Source organism: Methanofervidicoccus abyssi, from assembly GCF_004310395.1.
Taxonomy (GTDB): Archaea; AGJL01; Methanococci; order Methanococcales; family Methanococcaceae; genus Methanofervidicoccus; species Methanofervidicoccus abyssi.
Window position 1 is genome coordinate 227,702 of record NZ_BFAX01000003.1, and the last position, 22,115, is coordinate 249,816.

At 36.3% G+C, this 22,115-nt stretch carries 18 protein-coding genes; 6 read left to right on the plus strand and 12 right to left on the minus strand.

Annotated elements, in window-relative coordinates; genetic code table 11:
- Positions 1–52 precede the first annotated feature (52 nt).
- The 10 genes from MHHB_RS03750 to MHHB_RS03795 all read right to left on the minus strand — a co-directional run bounded on the left by MHHB_RS03750 (position 53) and on the right by MHHB_RS03795 (position 10,365).
- Positions 53–610 carry a DUF483 domain-containing protein gene (locus MHHB_RS03750; protein WP_131007268.1) on the minus strand — a complete coding sequence of 186 codons (558 nt, stop codon included), beginning with the start codon at positions 608–610 and terminating at the stop codon, positions 53–55.
- A 245-nt stretch (positions 611–855) separates the two neighbouring features.
- The gene (locus tag MHHB_RS03755; protein WP_131007269.1) at positions 856–999 is read right to left on the minus strand and encodes a 50S ribosomal protein L40e; all 144 of its coding nucleotides are present in this window, start codon (positions 997–999) and stop codon (positions 856–858) included.
- 20 nt (positions 1,000–1,019) lie between these two features.
- The gene (locus MHHB_RS03760) at positions 1,020–1,535 is read right to left on the minus strand and encodes a DUF367 family protein (protein WP_131007270.1); all 516 of its coding nucleotides are present in this window, start codon (positions 1,533–1,535) and stop codon (positions 1,020–1,022) included.
- A 279-nt stretch (positions 1,536–1,814) separates the two neighbouring features.
- Entirely contained in the window at positions 1,815–3,353 is a 1,539-nt protein-coding gene (gene serS / locus MHHB_RS03765) for a serine--tRNA ligase (RefSeq protein ID WP_131007271.1), read from the minus strand.
- A gap of 144 nt (positions 3,354–3,497) precedes the next feature.
- Positions 3,498–4,031, minus strand: a complete 534-nt coding sequence (gene ilvN, locus MHHB_RS03770) for an acetolactate synthase small subunit (protein ID WP_131007272.1) — start codon at positions 4,029–4,031, stop codon at positions 3,498–3,500.
- 11 nt (positions 4,032–4,042) lie between these two features.
- Positions 4,043–5,893: an acetolactate synthase large subunit gene (locus tag MHHB_RS03775; RefSeq protein ID WP_131007273.1), complete on the minus strand. Its 1,851-nt coding sequence runs from the start codon at positions 5,891–5,893 to the stop codon at positions 4,043–4,045.
- A gap of 467 nt (positions 5,894–6,360) precedes the next feature.
- Positions 6,361–7,143, minus strand: coding sequence for a class I SAM-dependent methyltransferase (locus MHHB_RS03780; protein ID WP_131007274.1), 783 nt, complete (start codon positions 7,141–7,143; stop codon positions 6,361–6,363).
- Between the two features lie 35 nt (positions 7,144–7,178).
- Positions 7,179–8,033: a carboxylating nicotinate-nucleotide diphosphorylase gene (gene nadC / locus MHHB_RS03785; RefSeq protein ID WP_131007275.1), complete on the minus strand. Its 855-nt coding sequence runs from the start codon at positions 8,031–8,033 to the stop codon at positions 7,179–7,181.
- A 236-nt stretch (positions 8,034–8,269) separates the two neighbouring features.
- Positions 8,270–8,458: a 4Fe-4S dicluster domain-containing protein gene (locus MHHB_RS03790; RefSeq protein WP_131007276.1), complete on the minus strand. Its 189-nt coding sequence runs from the start codon at positions 8,456–8,458 to the stop codon at positions 8,270–8,272.
- Positions 8,459–8,958: 500 nt separating this feature from the next.
- Entirely contained in the window at positions 8,959–10,365 is a 1,407-nt protein-coding gene (locus tag MHHB_RS03795) for an FAD-dependent oxidoreductase (protein WP_131007277.1), read from the minus strand.
- 403 nt (positions 10,366–10,768) lie between these two features.
- Here MHHB_RS03795 and bioD point away from each other — a divergent pair, with 403 nt between their 5' ends.
- The gene (bioD, locus tag MHHB_RS03800) at positions 10,769–11,416 is read left to right on the plus strand and encodes a dethiobiotin synthase (RefSeq protein ID WP_131007278.1); all 648 of its coding nucleotides are present in this window, start codon (positions 10,769–10,771) and stop codon (positions 11,414–11,416) included.
- Here the strand turns inward: bioD and MHHB_RS06655 are convergent.
- Positions 11,405–13,450 carry a magnesium chelatase subunit D family protein gene (locus MHHB_RS06655; RefSeq protein WP_394342769.1) on the minus strand — a complete coding sequence of 682 codons (2,046 nt, stop codon included), beginning with the start codon at positions 13,448–13,450 and terminating at the stop codon, positions 11,405–11,407. The two genes, bioD and MHHB_RS06655, sit on opposite strands and share 12 nt — an antisense overlap.
- Before the next feature lie 165 nt (positions 13,451–13,615).
- Between MHHB_RS06655 and cobN the strand changes: the two genes are divergently transcribed.
- From cobN to pssA, 5 genes are all read left to right on the plus strand, one after another.
- On the plus strand, positions 13,616–17,242 hold the full coding sequence (gene cobN / locus MHHB_RS03810) for a cobaltochelatase subunit CobN (RefSeq protein WP_131007279.1): 3,627 nt from the start codon (positions 13,616–13,618) through the stop codon (positions 17,240–17,242).
- 16 nt (positions 17,243–17,258) lie between these two features.
- A complete protein-coding gene (gene thiE / locus MHHB_RS03815; RefSeq protein WP_131007280.1) occupies positions 17,259–17,918 on the plus strand; it encodes a thiamine phosphate synthase in 660 nt (219 codons plus the stop codon).
- Positions 17,919–18,045: 127 nt separating this feature from the next.
- On the plus strand, positions 18,046–18,906 hold the full coding sequence (locus tag MHHB_RS03820) for an ATP-binding cassette domain-containing protein (protein ID WP_131007281.1): 861 nt from the start codon (positions 18,046–18,048) through the stop codon (positions 18,904–18,906).
- Positions 18,907–18,917: 11 nt separating this feature from the next.
- Complete coding sequence (locus MHHB_RS03825; protein ID WP_131007282.1) at positions 18,918–19,700, plus strand: ATP-binding protein; 783 nt, start codon at positions 18,918–18,920, stop codon at positions 19,698–19,700.
- Position 19,701: 1 nt separating this feature from the next.
- Positions 19,702–20,340 carry a CDP-diacylglycerol--serine O-phosphatidyltransferase gene (pssA, locus tag MHHB_RS03830; RefSeq protein WP_131007425.1) on the plus strand — a complete coding sequence of 213 codons (639 nt, stop codon included), beginning with the start codon at positions 19,702–19,704 and terminating at the stop codon, positions 20,338–20,340.
- Between the two features lie 400 nt (positions 20,341–20,740).
- Here the strand turns inward: pssA and MHHB_RS03835 are convergent, their stop codons facing one another.
- Positions 20,741–22,066, minus strand: a complete 1,326-nt coding sequence (locus tag MHHB_RS03835) for an ornithine cyclodeaminase (RefSeq protein WP_131007283.1) — start codon at positions 22,064–22,066, stop codon at positions 20,741–20,743.
- Positions 22,067–22,115 lie beyond the last annotated feature (49 nt).

Sequence of the window (22,115 nt, forward strand, 5' to 3'; positions counted from 1 at the left end):
TAACAGAAATTCTACCAAACTTCCTCTTATTTATAAACTATTTTTTTAATGGCTAAAATCTTATCTTCTCGTAATACTCACTGTATCCACCATGATAATGTGGAAGCTCTTTAAACAACGTCCTTTCCAACTGAAGTATATTATCATACTCCTTCTGAGACACTGAACCTATGAGACACCTCTTCCAGGCCTCCTTACATTTTAAACTACACGGTATAAAACCTGATGTTATCACTATGGCAATTTTTCCCTCTTCCTTCAAATCTTCAACTTCCTTAAGATGTTCTTCATCTATGGCGAACCTTACAGATTTGAAGGATTCGATACAACACGTTGGATATCCCATCAACTTTCCATACTCTTCCGCAAACTCTAATCCAGAGTAAACACCTATGTAGGATGATACCATAGGGTCTATAGCAGGTCTAACTGGAGGTTTGTATTTTCTAACGATTTCAATCTGTTTTTTAAGTCTGGAGATTACAAGGTTGTATATATCATGATCCATATTCCGTATATAGAAAGATATATTTTTTAGATCATTTTCAGGGTTTTTTCTAATAGATATTATTCTCTTAAGAATATCCTCCATAGATTTGATAGTATTCATATTTAATCCTCTAATTATTCTCTATTGGCTTATAATAGAGATTTAAAAATGAAAGTAAAAGGAATAAAAGAGAAAAATCGTATGATCTGTATCCTCCGATCTTTAATACAGTAAAAAAAGATTCAAGGGAAGACAGTTACAAAAGTTTTGAATAAGTACCCAACTGAAAGTCTCACCCTTTGAAGGTAAAATGGGATAGACACTAAAAATTTTATTTGTTTTTAGTGAGATATAATAGTTATGTTTTATCCTCTCGGTTCCTTTGCCTTAGGTCTCAACTTTGGATATCCACACTTTCTACATCTTTTAGCTTTCCAAGGATTTCTTGCATTACATCTTAGACAGATCTTCTTTTTAAATAACCTGTTCATAGCTTCCTCAAATGCCATGCTATCACCATATTTTTTAATTACCTTTTTGCTATTCTACTTAAAAAATCTTTCTCTATCTCTTCAATCTCTTTACATCCTTTACCTGCATAACTTTCAAGTAGGTCTCTATTTAAATCTATAAATGTCTTTGCCCATTTAAAACCATTTAATAGAGATATGGCCTCATTTTTATAGTTTGCGATATATAAGGTTGCAATACATGCCTCCAAGGTTGAAAGTTTGTAGGGTTTTCCATAGTTTACGGGGTTGGCAGCTATAAGGAAAGGAAGACTCCTCTGATTTTTAAATCTTATCCTTTTAAATATCTCTTTGGCATGTTGCCAGGAACAATCGAGAGCCAATATACCATACCTTTCTATGATGTCTCTATCCTCGATGGACACTAAAGTTTTGGAGTAGGGATTTAGTAGCAGGGCCTTCTTAGGTATCTTACGGTAGTCCTTTATAATCTTTGCCCTATTTAACTTTCCCATCTTAAGTGCGGTGCATTTCTTCGGATCACACTGATTTTTATGGTATATGTATATCTTCAAGAAATTCACCTTTAATGTTACGCTTTATTATATTTCTATCATATAAACCTTTTACACCAATTTTAAGAGTATTCTAATGTCTTGGAAAAGGAATTCCTCATCGACAAGATCTATCTATAAATTATAGGAGTTAATAAGGATATTTAAAGAGAAAGATTAAAGATTTTTTATTATTTTTATTTTTGATTTTTAATTCTTTTGTTATTTTTATTTTTTTTTTGAATATAATTTTTAAATTGTAGTTTTTATAAAAAGATGGTTAAAAAATTCTCGATACTATTACGGCCAGTTGATGACCTTTGGAATCTCAGGTGGCTTTCCATACTTTTTCTGAATAACCTTTGGCCAATCGTCGTAGTTGAAACCGTATTGTGCTAAGAACCCCACAACCCACCTTGTTATACCGTAACCTGTACATCCAGTCCACACCTTCCTCCCCCTGTAATCTCTTATGTTAAAACCTTCCACAAAGTGAGTTCCATGGACATTTGCAGAAGTTACTGCAACTCCTCTTCTCTCCTCCTTTTCATAGGGTAACCATAACCTCATCTCATACTTAGGTATCTCTGGAAATTCTATATCCCTATCTTCCTTCTTCCTTCCTTCTAAATAGAATGGGTCATCTCCAACTACAGTCCAATACTCTAAGTCAAGTTTTTCAGCCAGTTTCTCGGCGTATCTCAATGTCTCGTCCCTAACCTTTTCAACGAACTCTGGACTACCTAACATTACACACTCTATCCTTAAGAATTCATTAACTCTATCAAGTCCTCTAGCTCCACCTCCTTCCCATCTATACGTCCAACCACTCCTATCTACGAATTTTACAGGCTTATCTACATCTACCAACATATGCTCGAAGAACTGATAGAAAGGCTCACACTGGGCAGGGGCTAGTACATAACCAGGATCCCTAAGTAAATCCCTTAACTTCTTAATAGGTATCTCCCTCTTTATCATCATTTCAGTGACAAATTCCTTAAACATTTCAGGATCTCTCTTTGGAGGGGAAACATAGTACATTCCTTCCGGGAGTCCTTCTAAGTATCTCATTTTGTACATGATTTCTAAAGGTATCAACTTGGGAAATAGACACTCTTCAAATCCAATTTTATTAACACACTCCTCCATTATAAGTTCTTCAAATATCCTAAATAGTTTTGCCATTGGAGGTGTGTAGAACCATTGCCCTTTACCTGGAAACCTCTTAACCCATCCTAACTTCTCCGCAACCTCTGTAGGATCCTCCTTAAAGGTTATACTTCTCTTTGTTTTATACTCCCTTACTACCGTACCTGGTTCTATAACACATACACGGCGGGTTAGATCTTCCTCAGATTCTACGTAATTCTTTACAAACTTTATAGCCCTGTCTATAATATTTCTCTTAAGTTCCTTTTCCCCTATGTTTCTGAATACAAGTTTTAATGTGTTATCTTCAAAGATCACCTCCTCACATTCAGGTACTTTTATATCTTTCACTGTATTGCTTTCAACAGGTATGGATATCTCGTAGTTCTCAATGAGAATACTTCTAATACCTATTCTGTGTTTTCTCCCAATCTTCTCTACAATAGGTTTTTTCAACCTTATAAGGGCGTCATGTGCTCTAGTGTATCTACCTGATACAATATGTAGCACAAGTTCGTTACCTTGAAATACATAATCCACTATCTTAGATGCTTCCTCTTCCTTTCCCTTAGGGACACCTTTTAGGAAAAACTCTCTACTACTTTTGAGAACCTCTTCTATATCCTCTATTATCTCACTGTTTAACTCTTTACTAAATATAATTTTCCCCCTTAGATCAAACCTCACTCTTTCACCTATTATAAGTTATAAAAACGGTTTAAATCCTTATACCTTAAAGCAAGTACTATCTACATTAATTACACTGTTCTCCCAGTATCTAAATTTTAATATATTTTTAAAATTATCATAATAATAAAATTTATTAAAAAATTAAGACTTCTTAGACTTCAATACCTTAGGCCCTCTCATAAGTGCAGTTAATCCAGTACGTGCTATCTCCTTAATTCCAAAGGTTCTAACTAAATCTATAAATGCATTTATCTTATCACTACTTCCCGTTATCTCCACAGTTAAGGACTCTTGGCTTAGATCCACTATTTTACCTCTGAATACGTTGGTGTATTGTATTACCTGAGATTTACTGCTCTCATCTGGCGTGTGGATTTTTATAAGACAGAGTTCTCTCTTTACACACTTATTTACATCTAAATCACTTACCTTAATAACCTCTATAAGTTTGTTAAGTTGTTTTACCACCTGTTCAAGTATCTTATTATCCCCCTTAACTACTATTGTCATCCTTGCTATATGGGGGGTCTCTGTAGTACCAACTGTTATGGAAGATATGTTATAACCTCTTCTACTGAAAAGTCCTGCTATCCTCTGAAGGACTCCTGGATTGTTCAACACAAGTACTGATATAATATGGGTAGAAATTTCTTCCTTTTTTGGATGTCTTCTCATGAGATCACCTTTTAATATATCTCCCTCTCTACAGGAGAGTTGAGATCCTGAAGAGTTTCCTTAGTGTTATCCCTTTCTTTAGAATCCTCCAATAACTTACTCTTTATCTCATTGAAACATGGGATCTTCTCCTTAGGACGTTCCCTAACTGGATCTATTATATTCTTCAATTTTCCACCTGGGGGTACCATAGGTAGACCTTCTGCAGGATCTATAATAAAATCTATAAGGTAAGGTTCATCGCTGAGAAGGGCCTCCTTAAGTGCCTCCTTTATATCCTTAGGATCTGTCACCTTCTGGGCCTTTATACCGTAGCCCTTTGCAACCTTTACAAAGTCTGGACTATCTCCAAAGTTAACATTACACTGTCTCTTTCCATAGAAGAGATTCTGCCACTGATAAACCATTCCTAACGTCCTATTGTCAAATACACATATTACAACAGGTATCCCATAGTCTGCAACAGTTCCTAACTCCTGGATATTCATCATCAATCCTCCATCCCCAGTAACACATATAACTTTGGAATCTGGCTTTGCTATCTTAGCCCCTATTGCAGAAGGTAGTCCAAAGCCCATAGTACCTAAACCTCCAGAAGACAGAAATGTCCTTGGTAGATGTACCTTGAAGTAGTGGGCCATCCACATCTGATTCTGTCCAACATCTGTTGTTATAATATATCTATCCTTTAACTTCAACTCCTCGATTACATTCATAAGCTCCTTTACGATTCTCTGGGGCTTTATTGGAATGTCGTCGTAGTTCATCTTTGGAATTTTGGATCTCTTCAGGGATTCCAGATACTCCAACCACTCTCTCCTACCGTCATTACTTAATTCCTTACCACCTTCCCTACACATCTTAAGGAAGTAGGATATCATATCCCCCAATACAACTTTTGCATCCCCTACTATCGGTATATCAACATCTACGTTTTTCCCGATCTCGGCGGGATCTATATCTATATGTATGATCTTTGCATAGGGTGCAAAACTACTGATATCCCCAGTTATCCTATCTGAGAACCTACAACCTATGGCTATCAGTAGATCACACTCTGACACTGCATAATTTGCAGGTTTTGTTCCATGCATTCCAACCATTCCAAGAGAAAGTGGATGATCCTCGGGAAAACTTCCCTTTCCCATTAAGGTAGTACATACAGGGATACTACATAACTCTGCAAGTTTTAAAAGTTCTTCTGTTGCATTGGCTATATTTACACCACCACCTGCTATAATTACAGGCCTCTCCGCAGTCATGATGGCATTTACAGCCATTTTAATTTGCTTAGGATGTCCCTTTATAGTAGGTTTGTATCCAGGAAGATCTATCTTTGCAGGTATTGGGTTTTCTTCTATATCAAACTCCTCCTCCTGGACATCCTTCGGTAGATCTATATGTACCGGTCCTGGTCTTCCAGTTTTTGCTATCTCAAAGGCACTCCTAACTATTGCAGGTATATCCTTGCTCCTCCTTATCTGGAAGTTATGCTTTACTATTGGCATAAATATACCTAAGGCGTCTATCTCCTGAAAGGCATCGTTTCCTATTAACCTTGTAGGTACCTGGCCAGTAATTGCAATTATAGGAGAAGAATCTGCATAAGCTGTGGCAACACCAGTTACTAAGTTTGTAGCTCCTGGGCCTGAGGTTCCAACACATATCCCTACCTTTCCACTAGCCCTGGCGTATCCATCTGCTGCATGGGCTGCCCCTTGCTCATGCCTTGTAAGTATATGTATAAGATCACTGTCGTAGAGTGCATCGTAGAAGGGAAGTAGAGCTCCACCTGGATATCCAAATATAACCTTTACTCCTTCATACTCCAGTGCCTTTATAAGGGCTTCTGCTCCTCTCATGACATCACCGTTGATATTTAAAAGATTGAAAAATAGAGTTATTGTATAACTTATAAATAAGTTACTTTACTGACTAACTCATTATATCCATAATTCTTTTTTATATATTGATCCAATTTTTTTATAATTACTACACTACCACTGGAAAGGAAGAAATATAAATATTCTCCCTGCTACCCTGGACACTAGAATGATAAGGGAACTTTTCTTAACACGATTAGGTACTATGAACTCTGTTTATACTCATCAAATAATCTTTAAAATAATAAATCTATAATAAAAATAAACAATAAAATAACCATAATAGCGATTAAATTAATAACAAAAGAGACAAAAAACTTCTAAGAATGGATAAGAAAGATTAATAAAAATCCTATCCAATTTCCCAGTGCCCAGTGTAATCCAGAAAATAAAAGTTTATTTTACTTTATTTACTTCTTTTTTTAATTTTAATTATTTTTTATTTATTATTTTTTATTCAAAATCTCGACAGTTGTTTGTTTTTTATTATTATTTTTAGGTTTATTGTACTGACTTTTTCTTAAAACCACACATAGGAACTGCCCCTTACCTTTAAAAAGATCTCTTAATCTGTATTCTAACTTTAAGTATATTTTATCTATGAAACAATTAAGGATAAACACTGGAAGTATCTTAAAGATAGGTGGTAGAAAATAAAATGTAGTATATTTTACTATCTCAAAACCATCAACTTCGAAATTCTTAAGAGATAGCCCCCTATGGTATATCCTAAACTCGTTGAATATCTCTTCCCTTATTATACTTTCTCTATTGACTACTACCACTAAAAGAATACCTTTATCTTTTAACACCCTATGAAATTCCTTCAGCGCTCTATCGATATCCTTCACATGCTCCAAGACGTTTATACAGAGAAGAAGGTCAAATGTATTGTCTTTAAAGGGAAGATTTAATATATCGCCACAGATTCTATTACTACGAAGTCCATATATCTTCCCAAATCTTTTAAGCTGGTTGTAAGATAGATCGAGATAGAGGGTATTTAGATCCTTAGTTAGGGAGTAATAAGATCCGAATCCGCAGCCACAGTCCAATACCATACCTCTTTTCCTTTTAATATCTCTATACTCCTCTAAATTTTCTATAATACCCACTACCAACATCTCTTCCAAATTCATAAGGGTTTTAATATAACCTGGAAATGTTTCAGGAAACCAGGTGTCGTAAAACTTTCTTATATCTTCTCTGATACTCTTTTTTCTATTCATAGTAGCTAAGATGTGAAGAAGTATATATGTTGTCGTTATTCTCTTTTAAAAATGCTTAAACTTATATCCACCGCTGGAGCAGAGTGTATAAGGCATCCCATAGATATTATATCCACCTCGTATTTCGCATACTCCAAGATGTTATTTTCCTTAATACCTCCACTAACCTCAACTAAGGGCCTATATCCCACTTTATCCTCGAAGGCACCTATCACTTCTAAGGCTTCCTCTACCTCTTTAGGTTTGAAGTTGTCCAAGAGCACTATATCAGGTCTGTAGGGAAGCACCTTCTCCAATAGATGTATACTATCTACCTCTATCTCTACCTTCTTTGTGAAACTAACCTTCTTCACTCTCTTGAAACATTCCTCCACTCCAAGGGCTTCTATATGGTTATCTTTTATCATCACCATATCGTCCAACCTGAATCTATGACTATCCCCTCCTCCCACAACTACAGCGTACTTTTCAAGGGGCGAAAGTAGAGGTAGTGTCTTTCTAGTACAGGCTATTCTAACTTTCTTATTTATCTCCCTTACCTTCTTCACAACTCTATAGGTCTTAGTTGCTATACCTGATAAGTGCATCAAAAAGTTTAGAATAGTTCTTTCAAGTGTTAATATTTTTCTTGTGTTGCCTTCTATCTCCATAACTTTACTGTCTCTCTCTATAAACTCTCCTTCCTTTACACGTAGATTACACTTTAAGTGATAATCCTTTAAAAAATCTAAGATGAAATTTAAACCACAGATTACAGCGTCCTCCTTAATAACTATCTCTCCCTTGGAGTTATGATTTTCTGGAATAACCAACTCTGTAGTGATATCTCCATACCCTACATCGTTTATAAGAGATTCATTTAGTACCTTTTTGGCGTATAGAGAGAGCATAGAATCACCAATCTTCAAGTGCACAGTTTCCTATCACTCTTAAAGTGAGTGATCTTAGTCCTATCTAAGATCTTATATTTAGTTTTGTTTTTTAGCACTGGGAAACATTCCAGAGAACAACAATAGAAACAAAAAGATATTTCTATCTTTAATGTGTTTTTGCTTCTTTACATTTATTAAAGGCTGTATTATCTCCAAGGGTTTTAAAAAATTTAAAATATAATAAAAATATAGTATTACTCATCTCTAACCTCTATGGCGTTCTCTAAACACACGTCTTCACAAACCCTACAGAAGGTACAGACATCCTCGTTTGATACTACAACTTTATCTTTCTCTATTTTAAACACCTCCATAGGACATACATTTACACACTCTGCACAATCTAACCCTTTACACTTACTGTAGTCTATTATTACAACCACTTACATCACCTTAATTTTTATTGCAATATATCGTATTATTTTTTATTTTTTTATAATTTTACACTAAATGGTCTTCACTAAAAATCCTATTTAGGAATCCTTGCTGTGATATCTAAATATTTAGTATTTTTTCAATCTTCTTCTTTTAAAATTTTATATTTAGGATTTTTTATTATGAAATGTTTTTTTATTCTAATTTTTATTTTAATATATTATTATAATCCCTAACATTAACATAACTTTTTAAACCAACAATAAAAAATAATAATCATAACTATAAAAGTATAAAAAATAATAAAACAAAAGAAAAAAACAGAAAAGATAAGAAGAGATCCAACAGGGATCTTACATATTTTCCCAATATTGGTGTAGTCTGGGAAAATAATAGATATACTTGCCTTTCATCCATAGTGTATTACTTTATTTAGGTGTTTTAATATTTTTTATCTAATTTTTGGTCTCTATAGTTATTATTACCTTTGATGGAAACTATAGTAATTCTATTTTTTCAATAATGATCTCTCAAACTCAGATAGCATCACTTCGACAGAGTACGCTGCCCTTGTGATACCCATACTCCTCGGATCTGCATCTGTACCTACAACATAGAAGTCATCCCTTATCTTGGGATATACGAAATACTGCCCTACAACACATGACGCCTGCTCGGGGACACACTCCTGAAAATGTATCATGTGAGCCTTATCTATATCTATGTTTAACTTGTTCTCGATAATACTTAAGGACTCCTTTTTCTTAGTATTTACAAAGGAGAAACCTAGGAGATGTTTTCCAGGAGGTGCCAAACTTTTATCGTAGTTGGTTACGCAGGTCGCCCAGCAGGGATGATCTATCCATATCTCTGAACCTAAGTAAGGAAGAGGATTCTCATCGTATCCTATCCATACCGTGAGAGACTTTGTAAATTTTATACTCCTTAACTTATCCTCCCTTTCCTGGATCTCAGGAATATCTGTAATATCTGGAAGAAACTTTGAAGGGGCGGAATATATAACCACATCACAGTAGTAACTGTTATCTTGGGTATAGATGATATAACCAGGGTTTTTCTCATCTTCCCTGTATTGAGATATCTCTACAACCTTTTCTCCTTCTATGATCTCTGTTCTATCTAAGGAGTAAAGTATAGAGTTGCATATTGATTGGACCCCTCCGAGAGGGTATCCCTGGGTCCAATATTTTGGCCTCTTTATAAATTTACTTAAGTACTTTTTAGATTCGTTCTTTATCGAATATAGAAAACCATCCTTCAGGATTTTTTTAATCTTCTCCCCCCTTATCTTTTTAAATAGTACCGTCTTTAATGGGTTTATCTTCAGATCTTCGTAATATATGAAAGGTAGAATATCGTCTTCTGGAATATATCCTGCTCCTGTAAATAGTCTCCAGAGAGGAGTTTTTTTCATATCTTCTCCACTTAGGAAATAACAGATAGTGTTGAAAAAGTCTATAGATACCTTACTTAGGTTCATATCCTTTATAACATCGTAAACAGAAGTATCTTTAGAGAATCCAGAAGTCATAAGATCTATCATCTTACTTATGACAAGAACCTTATCCCTATTGGGAATTATAGAAGTAGATGTCCACTCCTGCATAGAGATTGGGATACTGTAAAGTTTATCTAACCTAACGTAGTAGTCTCCATAGGGCCTAAAGTTTGGGATATATTTTGCATATTTCTTCAGTAGTCTTATAAGGGGTCCGTCGTTCAACATGGTAATTGCATGAACTCCTATATCCACTGTGTAGCCGTCGATATACTCGCTTCTACAGAGGCCTCCTACCTTATTTTTCTCTATAACTGTAACATCATGTCCCATTTTTTCCAGTGCTAATGCAGAGAGTAATCCAGATGTCCCTCCTCCAACGATCCCTATTTTCATCATATCACCTTTTTGATAGTAAGTTTTCTATCGAAGTATATTTAGAATAAAAACTGTTTATAACAACAACATCTCGAAGAGTACTACACCTAAAATGAGAGGAGTAAATGGCGTAAAAGAGTGGAGATTTCTGTGTTCTCTTTTCAGGATACCCTAAATACTGGAGAAAAGATAATATCTTCCATCATGAATAGACTTAACACCTTTCTCCATGGAAGAGAAAACCCAGAGTTATCCGGGAAGGATAACAGTGGGATTTTGTCTTTCTTAATATTTATCAGTAATCTTAGAGATTTTTCTATTTTTTCTATTTTTATTATTTTATTATATGGCTTTATTAAGTATTCTTAATTTATTAATAATTTATTAAATAATTATAACACTTATCATAAGGTGAAATCCCATGATATTCATCACAGGAACAGATACCGGAATTGGAAAAACTTACGTCTCTTCTATAATTGGAAGCCATTTAAAATATAAAGAAAATGTGGATGTAGGTTATTTAAAACCTATAGAAACTGGAGGCATGGAAGACACCTTAACACTTAAAAACACATTAAACTTAGAAGAAGATCTAAGTATTCTAAATCCCATAAACCTGAAGAGCCCCTTATCTCCAAATATAGCCTTTGAGATCGAAGGATACGACATAACCTTAGACGAAATAAAAGAGAGAATAAAAATGTCCTTCGATGTACTAAGTAAAAAATATCGATACCTCATAGTTGAAGGGGCAGGAGGTGTTGCAGTACCTATAAAGGATAACTTCGTAATGTCAGATTTGATAAAGTTCTTAGATCTCCCTGCACTTATCGTCTCTAAGCCTAACTTAGGCACTATAAACCATACACTCCTTACAGTTGAACATCTGAGGAATAAAGGAATTGAGGTTAAAGGAATTGTCATCAACTGTATAACTAAATTGGAGGATGTTTTATACTATGAAAAAACCTTTGAAACGATTGAAAAATACGGGGACGTAGAGATACTGGGAATAGTAAAGAGTAAAGAGGATTATAACATCCAGTTTAAAAAATTACTGGAGTAACGCCAGTATACTTTCAGAGGTAAGTTTATCTATATGGTAGTATGGAAAACCAAATTTTTCCCCTATTTTCTTTCCAATACCTATCTTCACAAAGGAATCAGCTTCTGTATCTATAAGTATAACGTTTATACCATCTTCTACAAATTTTTCACATACTTGGTATATCTCCTCCAGATAGTCCTTACCGACAGCTACGTTAGGCTTGAAATCACTTATAAATATAACTATAGGTATAATATTTGGATCCCTCCTGATGGCACTTTTAATAACCTCGTAGGATTTTAAGAAGGCCTTTGAAAGGGGTGTCCTACCTCCAGTAGGAATATCCCTTAAACACTTCTCTGCCAGCTCCACCGAAGAGGTAAAGGGTAATATTATCTCGGCGTCTTTACCCCTAAATGCTATCATACCTACTCTGTTCCTCTTCTGATAGGCATCCATGAGAATGGAGAGAATAGTCCCCTTAACAGCCTCCATTCTCTTCATGACTCCCATGGAACCACTTGCATCTACAACGAAGAGTATATTTGTAAGTATCTTCTTCTTTCTAACTTTCTCCCTTATATCCTCTTCTTTGATTATTAATTTCACATCTTTTCGGGATTTCTCTAACCTACTTCTCTGACAGGGAGCACTTGCCTTGATGGTGGCATCTAATGCTATATCTCTTACCTTACCTTTAGGTATCCTATAACTTACATACCTCCCCCTTCTACTTAGACTATCCACATGTCTCCCTTGGAAGTTTCTAAGGGTGTCGTCCCTAAGTTTAACCTTTAGTATATTCCTGGGATCTATCCCACCTTTGGCATCAAATACTCTTTCAGAGGAGCCTTTTTCATCTTCCCTATCCTTCCCTCCTTGAATATCCCTGTATCCCTCACCTCTATCCCCTTCACCCTCTCTATCCCTTTTATCCCCTTCATGCCCTCTACTTTCAGTACTTTCAACTTCTACACTTTCAGAGGAGTTTTTTTTTAGATCCTTCTCACTATCTTTATTCCCTGGATCATTTCTATTTTTAAAATCTTCAATTATCTCATTTATTCTCTCATGGTTCAACTGTGGAGGTTCAAAAGGTTTTCTCCTCATCCTATGAGGTAGTGCCAACTCACAGGCCTCCTTAATATCATCGATATTTACGTAAGTTCTTCCATTGAAGGCTGCTATTGCCTTTGCAGTTCTCGCCACCGTTATATCTGCCCTACTTGTTGGAATGTTCAACTCAATACAGATCCTGGCGATCAACTCCAATAGATCATCTTTAATTATAACATCCTTTAGAATTTTCCTCCCATTTTCAATCTTTTTTCTTAGTTTGTTCTGTTCTTCCTCAAATTTCTTATAGAACCCCTCCGGGTCTCTGTTAAACTTTTCAACCCTCTTAACAACCTCCACTCTATCTTTAACATCCTCTAAACCTTCTACATCAACCATTAAACCGAACCTATCCAGTATCTGAGGTCTAAGTTCCCCCTCTTCGGGATTCATAGTACCTACAAGTATGAACCTTGAAGGATGCCTTATCTTTATACCTTCTCTTTCTATGATATTCCAACCCATAGCTGCAACATCCAACAGGATATCTACTATATGATCATCTAAGAGATTTACCTCGTCTATGTAGAGTATATTACCGTTAGCTTCTGCAAGTATTCCCGGTTCTAATGCTTTTACACCCTCTTTTATAGCCCTCTCTATGTCTAATGTGCCTATTACCCTATCTTCTGTACAGCCTATCGGCAGATCTACAACTTTCATCTTCCTTTTAACAGTTTTTAGATTTCCCTTTTTAATATTCTCCCTACAGATATCACATAGGTCTCCATCAATAGTACAGTTAAATGGACAATTTTCCACAACCTCTATCTCCGGTAGAAGATCTGCCAGAGCTCTAACTGCAGTGGATTTTGCAGTACCCTTTTCACCTCTTATTAAAACTCCACCGATCTTTGGATTAATAGCATTTAGGATTAACGCCTTCTTCATCTTCTCCTGTCCAACTATTGCAGTAAATGGAAATACCTTGTTCATACCCTCCCTCTTTTTATTCTTTTTATGATATTTTTTATATGTATTTGTAATAATTAATAATTAACAATATTACTTTTTTGTATATTTTAATATTACTATAATAAAAATTAATATTATTATAATATTTAATAATTATTTAAAATCAAAATTAAACTGGTGATTAGTATGAAGAGTATTAAAATCACCACCTTAATGTGGGCCTCTTACTGCTCCATACTGGATAGGGCCTATAAATCTCTAAAGAAGTTCTTGAGGGATAACTACAATGTAGATCTCCAAATGAAGATATACTCTACAAGGGATATAGAGGAAAAATTTGAGAGATTTTTAAGAGATACTAAAGAATCTCATCTAGTACTTATCTATAGGATATCTTCAGAGATTTACGATAGAATACCTATTTTAGAGAATTCTATAGTTATAGGACAGGATCCTCAATACTGGAACTCCAAGCTGTCTCCAAAGGCATATCTATATACTGTGTATGGGGGAATTGAGAACTTCAAGAATCTTATACTTTATTTATTAGCTAACAGTAGTGTGGTGGAAAGTATTGAATACAGTGAACCTCTGAAGTTTCCCTTCCAAGGTATATATCTAAAGGAAGATGGGAATATTAAAATATATGAGAATCTCCAGGACTTTTTAAAGGATAAAGAATTTAACAAGAAATACACTGTTGGAGTTTTATTCTCAAGGCACTACTTGATAAACGAGGATATGGAAGTTATAGATATGTTAATAGATAAGTTAGAGGAACACTTCAACGTTATTCCTGTATTTACCTATGGAGCGAAGGATGAAGATTTAGGGGCATGGGGTAGTGGTGAATGTGTAATGAGATACTTTTTTAAAGATAATAAACCTGTTATCGATGCTCTAATCAACTTGCTGTCCTTTCCTTTAGGTACTACGAAAGAGGGAGGAGCACTTAAAAAGATGGATGGTGTAGATATTCTAAAGAAGTTAGATGTTCCAGTTTTTCATCCAGTTGTAAGTTATTATAAATCCTATGAGGAGTGGGAAAGAGATAAAAATGGGCTGTCCTTTGAAATAGGTTGGAATGTTGCACTTCCAGAGTTGGAAGGTGTTATTGAACCTATAATAGTGGGAACTACTGAGAAGGTAGGATGTTTAGAGAAGAAGAAACCTATTGAAGATAGAATAGATAAGTTAGTTAGAAGAATAAAGAGATGGACAGAGTTAAAGTATAAGGATAGGAGTGATAGAAAGGTAATATTTATACTCCACAGTAATGCCTGTGCCTCCCTCGAGGCTACCGTTGGTAGTGCTGCCCATTTAGACACCTTTCAGAGTCTAATTAACATTATGAGGAGATTGAAGGAGAATGGTTATACTGTAGAGAATATTCCAGAGAGTGGTGATCAACTGGCAAAGATGATACTGGAAAAAAAGGCTATCTCTGAATTTAGATGGACATCTGTAGAGGAGATAGTATCTAAGGGGGGAGCTCTCTACCTCATGGATGAATCTGAGTACTGGAAGTACTTCAACAGTCTCCCTGAAGAGGTTAAAAGGAAAGTGTTGGAAACCTGGAAGGATTTAAATACTGGAGGTATGGTGTATAGGGATAGGGATGGTAGGAAGAAGATAGTAATTACCGGTTTAAGATTTGGAAACATCTATGTTGCTGTACAGCCAAAGAGAGGCTGTGTAGGTGCTAGATGTGATGGAAGTGTATGTAAGATACTCCACGATCCAGAGTGTCCTCCAACCCATCACTACATCGCTACCTACAGGTACTTCAACGAAATTGGGGATGTAATTGTCCATGTGGGTACCCATGGAAGTTTGGAATTCCTACCTGGTAAAAATGTGGGTCTTTCAGGCAAGTGTTATCCAGATATCTTAATAGATGATATACCACATATCTATATATATAACTCAGATAACCCTCCAGAAGGTACAGTAGCTAAGAGAAGAAGTTATTCTACTTTAATAGATCACATGCAGGTCCTCATGATTGATGCCTTCCCTTCAGAGTTGGAGAAACTAAGTAATTACGTTGAAGAGTATCTGAAGGAGATGGATATATCTAGAAGGCATCAGTTGGAACATCTTATCCTTGAAGAAGTAAAGAGAGTCAATATAATAAATCTTTCTAAAAGGGTTAAAGAGATGGAGAAGAAAGGTACTCTTCATGAAGAGTTTAAAGAGATATTCCAGGATATAAGAAATGCCTTAGAGATACTAAAATCTTCAAAGTGTAACGACGGTATGCATGTATTTGGTACCATCCCAGAAGGTGAGAGGAGGGTAGAATATATTTACTCCATACTGGAGTTTAAGCATGGCAGGAGTAAGAGGTTGAGAAAAGATATTGAAGATGTAATATCAGGTAGAAATATTGAAGATAGGGAGTTAAAAGAGAAGATATTGGATATAAACAAGAGGATAGAGGATTCAAGGGAGATAGATAGTCTATTGAGAGTATTTGATGGGAGATATATAGAACCAGGTCCTTCAGGTTTAATAACCCGTGGAAAGATAGATATACTTCCCACAGGGAGGAACTTCTACTCCTTAGATCCCTATACTATACCAACAGAGGCCAGTTATCGTGTAGGCTGTATTCTCGCTGAAAAGCTTATTCATAAGTATTTGGAGGAAGAGGGAAGATATCCAGAGAATGTGGCTATATACTGGATGTGTTCAGATATCATGTGGTCAGATGGAGAGGTCATGGCTCAGATACTATATCTTTTAGGGGTGAAACCAAGGTGGAGAAAGGGTAAGGTGGTGGGAGTAGATATAATACCATTAGAGGAGCTGAAGAGGCCAAGAATAGATGTAACCTTGAGAGTAAGTGGAATACTGAGGGATAACTTCCCAAACTGTATGGATATAGTTGATGAGGCTATAGTTAAGGTTGCTAAACTTGAAGAACCTCCTGAGATGAACTTCGTAAGGAAACATGTGCTAGAGGGTATAAAAGAGGGCCTCTCATTTAGAGAAGCTACCTACAGGATCTTTTCTTCGAAACCAGGTACCTATGGAAATGGTGTAAAGTACGCTATATACGCCAGTGCATGGGAGAACGAGGAGGATCTAAAGGATGCTTTTGTACTCTGGAACTCCTACGCCTATGGGAAGGGAGTATATGGAGAAAAGGCAAAGAGATCCTTTGAGATGTTATTGAAAACTGTAGATGTAACTTACAACAAGGTTGTGAGTGACGAGTACGATCTCTTAGGATGTTGCTGTTACTTCGGTGTCCATGGGGGTTTAATTAACGCTGTAAAGGTTATCTCTGGTAAAGATGTTAAATCCTACTACGGAGATACTAGAAGGTTGGAAAATATAACTGTAAGGACACTTAAGGAGGAGATTGAAAGGGTAACTTTATCGAAACTCTTAAATCCAAAGTGGATAGAATCTATGGAAAGACATGGGTACAAGGGAGTAGGTGATATCTCCAAGAGGATAGGGAGGGTATTTGGATGGAGTGCAACAACTAAGGAGGTGGATAGTTGGATATTCGATGGAATATACTCCACCTTTATTAAAGATGAAAAAAATAGAGAGTTCTTTAAGAGAAACAACCCTTACGCACTTGAGGAGATTGGAAGGAGATTACTTGAGGCCTATCAGAGAGGTCTCTGGAATACGGATGAGGAGACTGTAGAGGATTTAAAGAGAATATATATGGAAGTTGAAGGATATATCGAAGATACTTACGATGGAATAGACATGGGAGATATCCAGGGAGGAAGTATAGATATAAGTATGGAGTGGAAGGAGAAATTGATAGCATCATATAAAAATAGGTGAAAAATTAGGTGAAAATTTGAACCTGAGGGAAAAACTTAAACTCTACGTCATAACAGATAGGAGGCTTAGGAATGAGGTGGAAAGTGTAAAGGAGGCTTTAGAGGGAGGGGCAACTGCAATACAGTTGAGACTCAAAGGAGTACCAACAAGGGAAATGGTGGAAGTAGGTAAAAAGATTAGAAAACTAACTGAAGATTACGACACTCTGTACATTGTAAATGATAGAGTAGATGTTGCCCTGGCTGTAGATGCTGATGGAGTGCATGTGGGACAGGAGGACATGCCGGTAGATGTAGTCAAGGAGATAGCACCAAATTTGATAGTAGGTGTTTCAGCATCAAACCTAAGAGAAGCTCTAGAAGGTGAGAGAAAGGGGGCAGACTATATAGGTGCTGGAAGTGTGTTTCCTACAAGGACCAAGGAAGATGCCAGACTTTTAGGTTTAGGGGGATTAAGAGAGATAGTAGAGAATGTTCATATCCCAGTTGTTGCAATAGGTGGTATAAACCATGAGAATATTAGGGAAGTTCTAAAAGTTGGTATAGATGGAGTGGCTGTCATCTCTGCAATAGTAGGGACTAAGAATATAGTTGAGGCTACGAGAAGGATGAAAGAAGTAATAGAAGAGTACAAGGGTAGAGGTACCAAACAACTTACGATAATCTTAATAAATTAATATTATATTAAATTAAAATTATTTTATTAAATTAAATATTATTTCTTTTCTTTTAATCACTACTTTAATGATGGGAACTGGAACAGTTAATTAGTTTAAGCATGTTTTAACTAATAGAGGTGAATCTATGTCAGAAGATAAAGTTATCTTAGAGGCAAGGGATGTATATTACAAATATCCAGATGGAACCTTAGCCCTGAAAGGGGTAAATTTTAAAGTTAAAAGAGGTGAAATGGTAGCACTCTTAGGTCCCAACGGTGCAGGAAAATCTACCCTATTTTTACACTTCAACGGGATATTAAAACCCCATAAGGGAGAGATTCTGATAAAGGACAAACCTATAAAGTACGACAGTGGATCCCTCTTAGAGGTTAGAAAAACTGTAGGGATAGTTTTTCAGAATCCAGATGATCAACTTTTTGCCCCAACTGTGATGGAAGATGTGGCATTTGGGCCCTTAAATCTGGGATACAGTGAGGAGGAAACTAAGAAAATAGTTAAAGAGGCCCTAAAAGCTGTAGGAATGGAAGAATATGAAGATAAACCTCCCCATCACCTAAGTGGAGGAGAAAAGAAGAGGGTAGCCATAGCAGGAATACTGGCTATGAAACCTGAAGTGATGGTACTCGATGAGCCTACAGCAGGTTTAGATCCCATAGGGGCCTCCAAGATTATGGAGTTGCTCTACAAGTTGAACAGGGAGGGAATGACTGTAATAATCTCCACTCATGATGTGGATCTAGTGCCTGTGTATGCAGATAGGGTTTATGTTATGAATGATGGAAAAATTATAACAGAAGGTACTCCATGGGAGGTGTTCAGTAAAATAGATCTGATAAGGAGGGCAAATTTAAGACTCCCCAGGGTAGCCCATCTAGTAGAGATACTGAACAAGAGGGATAACATACCTATAGAGATGGGGTACACTATTGGAGAGGTGAGAGACAATATATTGGAGTATCTTAAGAGAGAGTGTCAGAAAACATAATCGGTGATATCTTGAAGATAGCCATCTCTGGGAAAGGGGGAGTTGGTAAAACCTTCATAGCCTCTACACTTGCTAGACTCTTTGAGAAAAGCAACTACAAGGTTATCGCAGTTGATGCAGATCCAGATATGAACCTCGCCTGTGCCTTAGGGATAGAAGAGGAAATCACTCCTATATCTAAGAGAGAGGACCTTATAGAGGAACGTACAGGTGCAAAGGTTGGAGAATATGGAAGTATATTTAAGATAAACCCCAAGGTAGATGATATAATAGATAAGTATTCCTACAAGATAGGTAATATATACCTCTTGGCAATGGGAACTATAGAGCAGGGAGGAGAAGGGTGTGTATGTCCTGCATCAGTCCTTCTTAGGCGACTTTTAAGACATCTTATATTGAAGAGGGATGAAGTTGTAATTATGGATATGGAAGCAGGTATTGAACACCTGGGGAGAAAAACCACGGAGAACGTAGATATGATGCTGGTGGTGGTGGAGCCCTCTAAGAAGGCTACTCTAACTGCGAAGAGAATAAAGAAATTGGCAGAAGATCTAGGTATTCCAAGGATTTACGCCGTTGTAAATAAGGTAAGAGAGAATATAAACAGTGAAAAATTTAAGGAGATCTTTGAGGAGGAGGTAGGTATTCCCATACTTAAATTCTTACCTTACAGTGAGGATGTTGTATATATGGATCTAAAGGGAAAACCTGTAGATCTAAACTCTCCTATTGGAAGGGAGATGGAAATCCTATTTAAGAAGATAGTGGAGGTTGTTCATGGGGAGAAAATTTAAGATATTCAGGATAAGGGGGATGATTACAGTCTCAGACTATCTCACGATGATAAATATCGTACTGGGGATGTTGGCAGTGTTCTTCCAGGACTTTAGATTTATATACCTCGCACTAGTGTTCGATGCCTTAGATGGATATGTAGCCAGAAAAACCAATACAGTCACAGATTTTGGAGCCCAGTTAGACAGTTTATGTGACGTTGTCAGTTTTGGAGTAGCGCCTTCCTATCTACTATACCACTACTTTGGGAGTACGTGGAGTTTAGTAACTTCTCTTATCTTCCTACTATGTGGAGCCCTAAGACTGGCAAGGTTTAATACACTGGATGTTAAGGATTTTGTAGGCCTACCTATACCTGCCGGAGCCCTTCTCCTCTCCACATTTTCTGAAATGATTTTAAAATATGATAAAATGTTGAGACATTATTACTGGGATATAGATATCTTCATCTTTGGAACACTGATAGGATTCCTAATGATAAGTGATATAATATATCCTAAGTATCCAAGAAGATGGTACCTGGTAATCTTTGGAATCTCCTTAGTATTATCTCTCTTTAACATTCCCGAAGGTTTATTTATCTGTGCTATAGGTTACGCACTTTATGGGGTGTTTCACCAGGTAAAATCTCATCTTTAGGGTAGGTAGTAATTAGTTTCTCCTCTGGCTTTTATATTAATGTTTATTATTGGCAGGATTTTCTAATGGAAACCAAGATATTTTTTTAAACTATTATTTGAGGAGAAATGGAATTATTTATAGAATTATAAAAAAGGAAATTAATAGACTGATAATTGTCTCTGAATACTCCTGAGTTCTTTAGGAAAAGGCTGATCTTTTTCCCAACAGGACAGATAATGAACTCATAATGACTAGAAATCTCTTCTTTTTATTGTGTATTTAATAAACTCTATACTTCCTATTATTTTACAGTTTGATAAGTATTGATGTGTAGGTGATTTCCATATCCATAATTAATGACTTGTTTTAATTTATTATTAATTTAAGAGCCTGCTCCAGATGTGTGGAAAAATAATTTTTAACCTTTATTAACATTCTTTGCAAGTTCTTTAATCCGACTAAATTCTTTTTCATCCGTTTCTTTTTCAACTTTTTGGGAATTCTTCCTCTCCAGCCTTTCCAGTTCCTCCACCAGACAAGTGATAAATACTCCAACATCTGTAACAACCCCTATAGCCTGGGAAGTTCCCCTATCCATTAACTTCGTTACAGCATCTGAATTGATATCTACACAGATAGTTTTTATATAAGAGGGCATCAAATTACCAGTTGCTATGGAGTGGAGCAGTGTAGCCATCATTAGGACCATCTTCTTATCTAAAAGTAACTCTCTCATCTTATCCTGAGCTTCTACAACGTCGGTTATAACATCAGGAAGGGGTCCATCATCCCTTATACTCCCAGCTAATACATAGGGAATGTTGTTCTTTATACACTCGTACATTATACCTTTTTTTATTATTCCCTGTTCCACAGCCTTTCTGATACTCCCAGCTTTCATAATAGTATTTATGGCGTATAGATGATGTTTATGTCCTCCCAATACAGGTTTTCCTGTTGAGATATCTACACCTAAGGAAGTACCATATAAGACACTCTCTATATCGTGAGTTGCAAGGGCATTACCTGCAAAGAGTGCTTGAACGTATCCCATCCTTATCAACTTTGCGAGTGCAGGACCTCCTCCAGTGTGTATCACCGCAGGACCTGCCACCACCACTATACCTCCCTTCCCACTTCTCCTGTATTCCTCCCTTATCTTATACATCTCCCTCGCTATCTTCTTTATAATAGCCTCTTTCGGTTTCTCCGCAGAGACCTCTGACTTCATAAACTCAAATAACTGTCCCTTTTCCCTAGGCCTTTCCGGTGGTATAACCCTTATACCTTTATGACCTACAACTACCAGATCTCCCTTTTTAACCTCCCTTATAACTTTAGTCTCCGCCCTCATCTCCTCTGGATAAACAACGATAATCCCGTCCATCTTAGGTTTTTCAACTTCTATCCACTGTCCCTTGTACTTTATATAAGTTGGATGATTAGTTGTAGAGTAGAATCCATCTGGTAGTACCTTATCCCTCTCAACCTGCTTCACCTCAACATCTTCGATTTCTGGAATTTCCGCCCCAATATTCTGCAACTCCTCAAGTATCTTATCTAGATGTGCCTGATCCTTTCCTATTACAAGAATCCTCGCATAGGAAATATCAGTTTTCCTCTTACCTATGTTAAACTCCAATACTTTGTAATCCCCCCCTAGTTCCAATATAGTGTCAAATGCCTTTGGTAGAATAAGGTTGTCTATTATATGTCCCTTTAACTCGATCTCCCTTGCAAACATTGAATCACCTTATAAATAATAACAAATTAATAATAATCTTTATTATAAA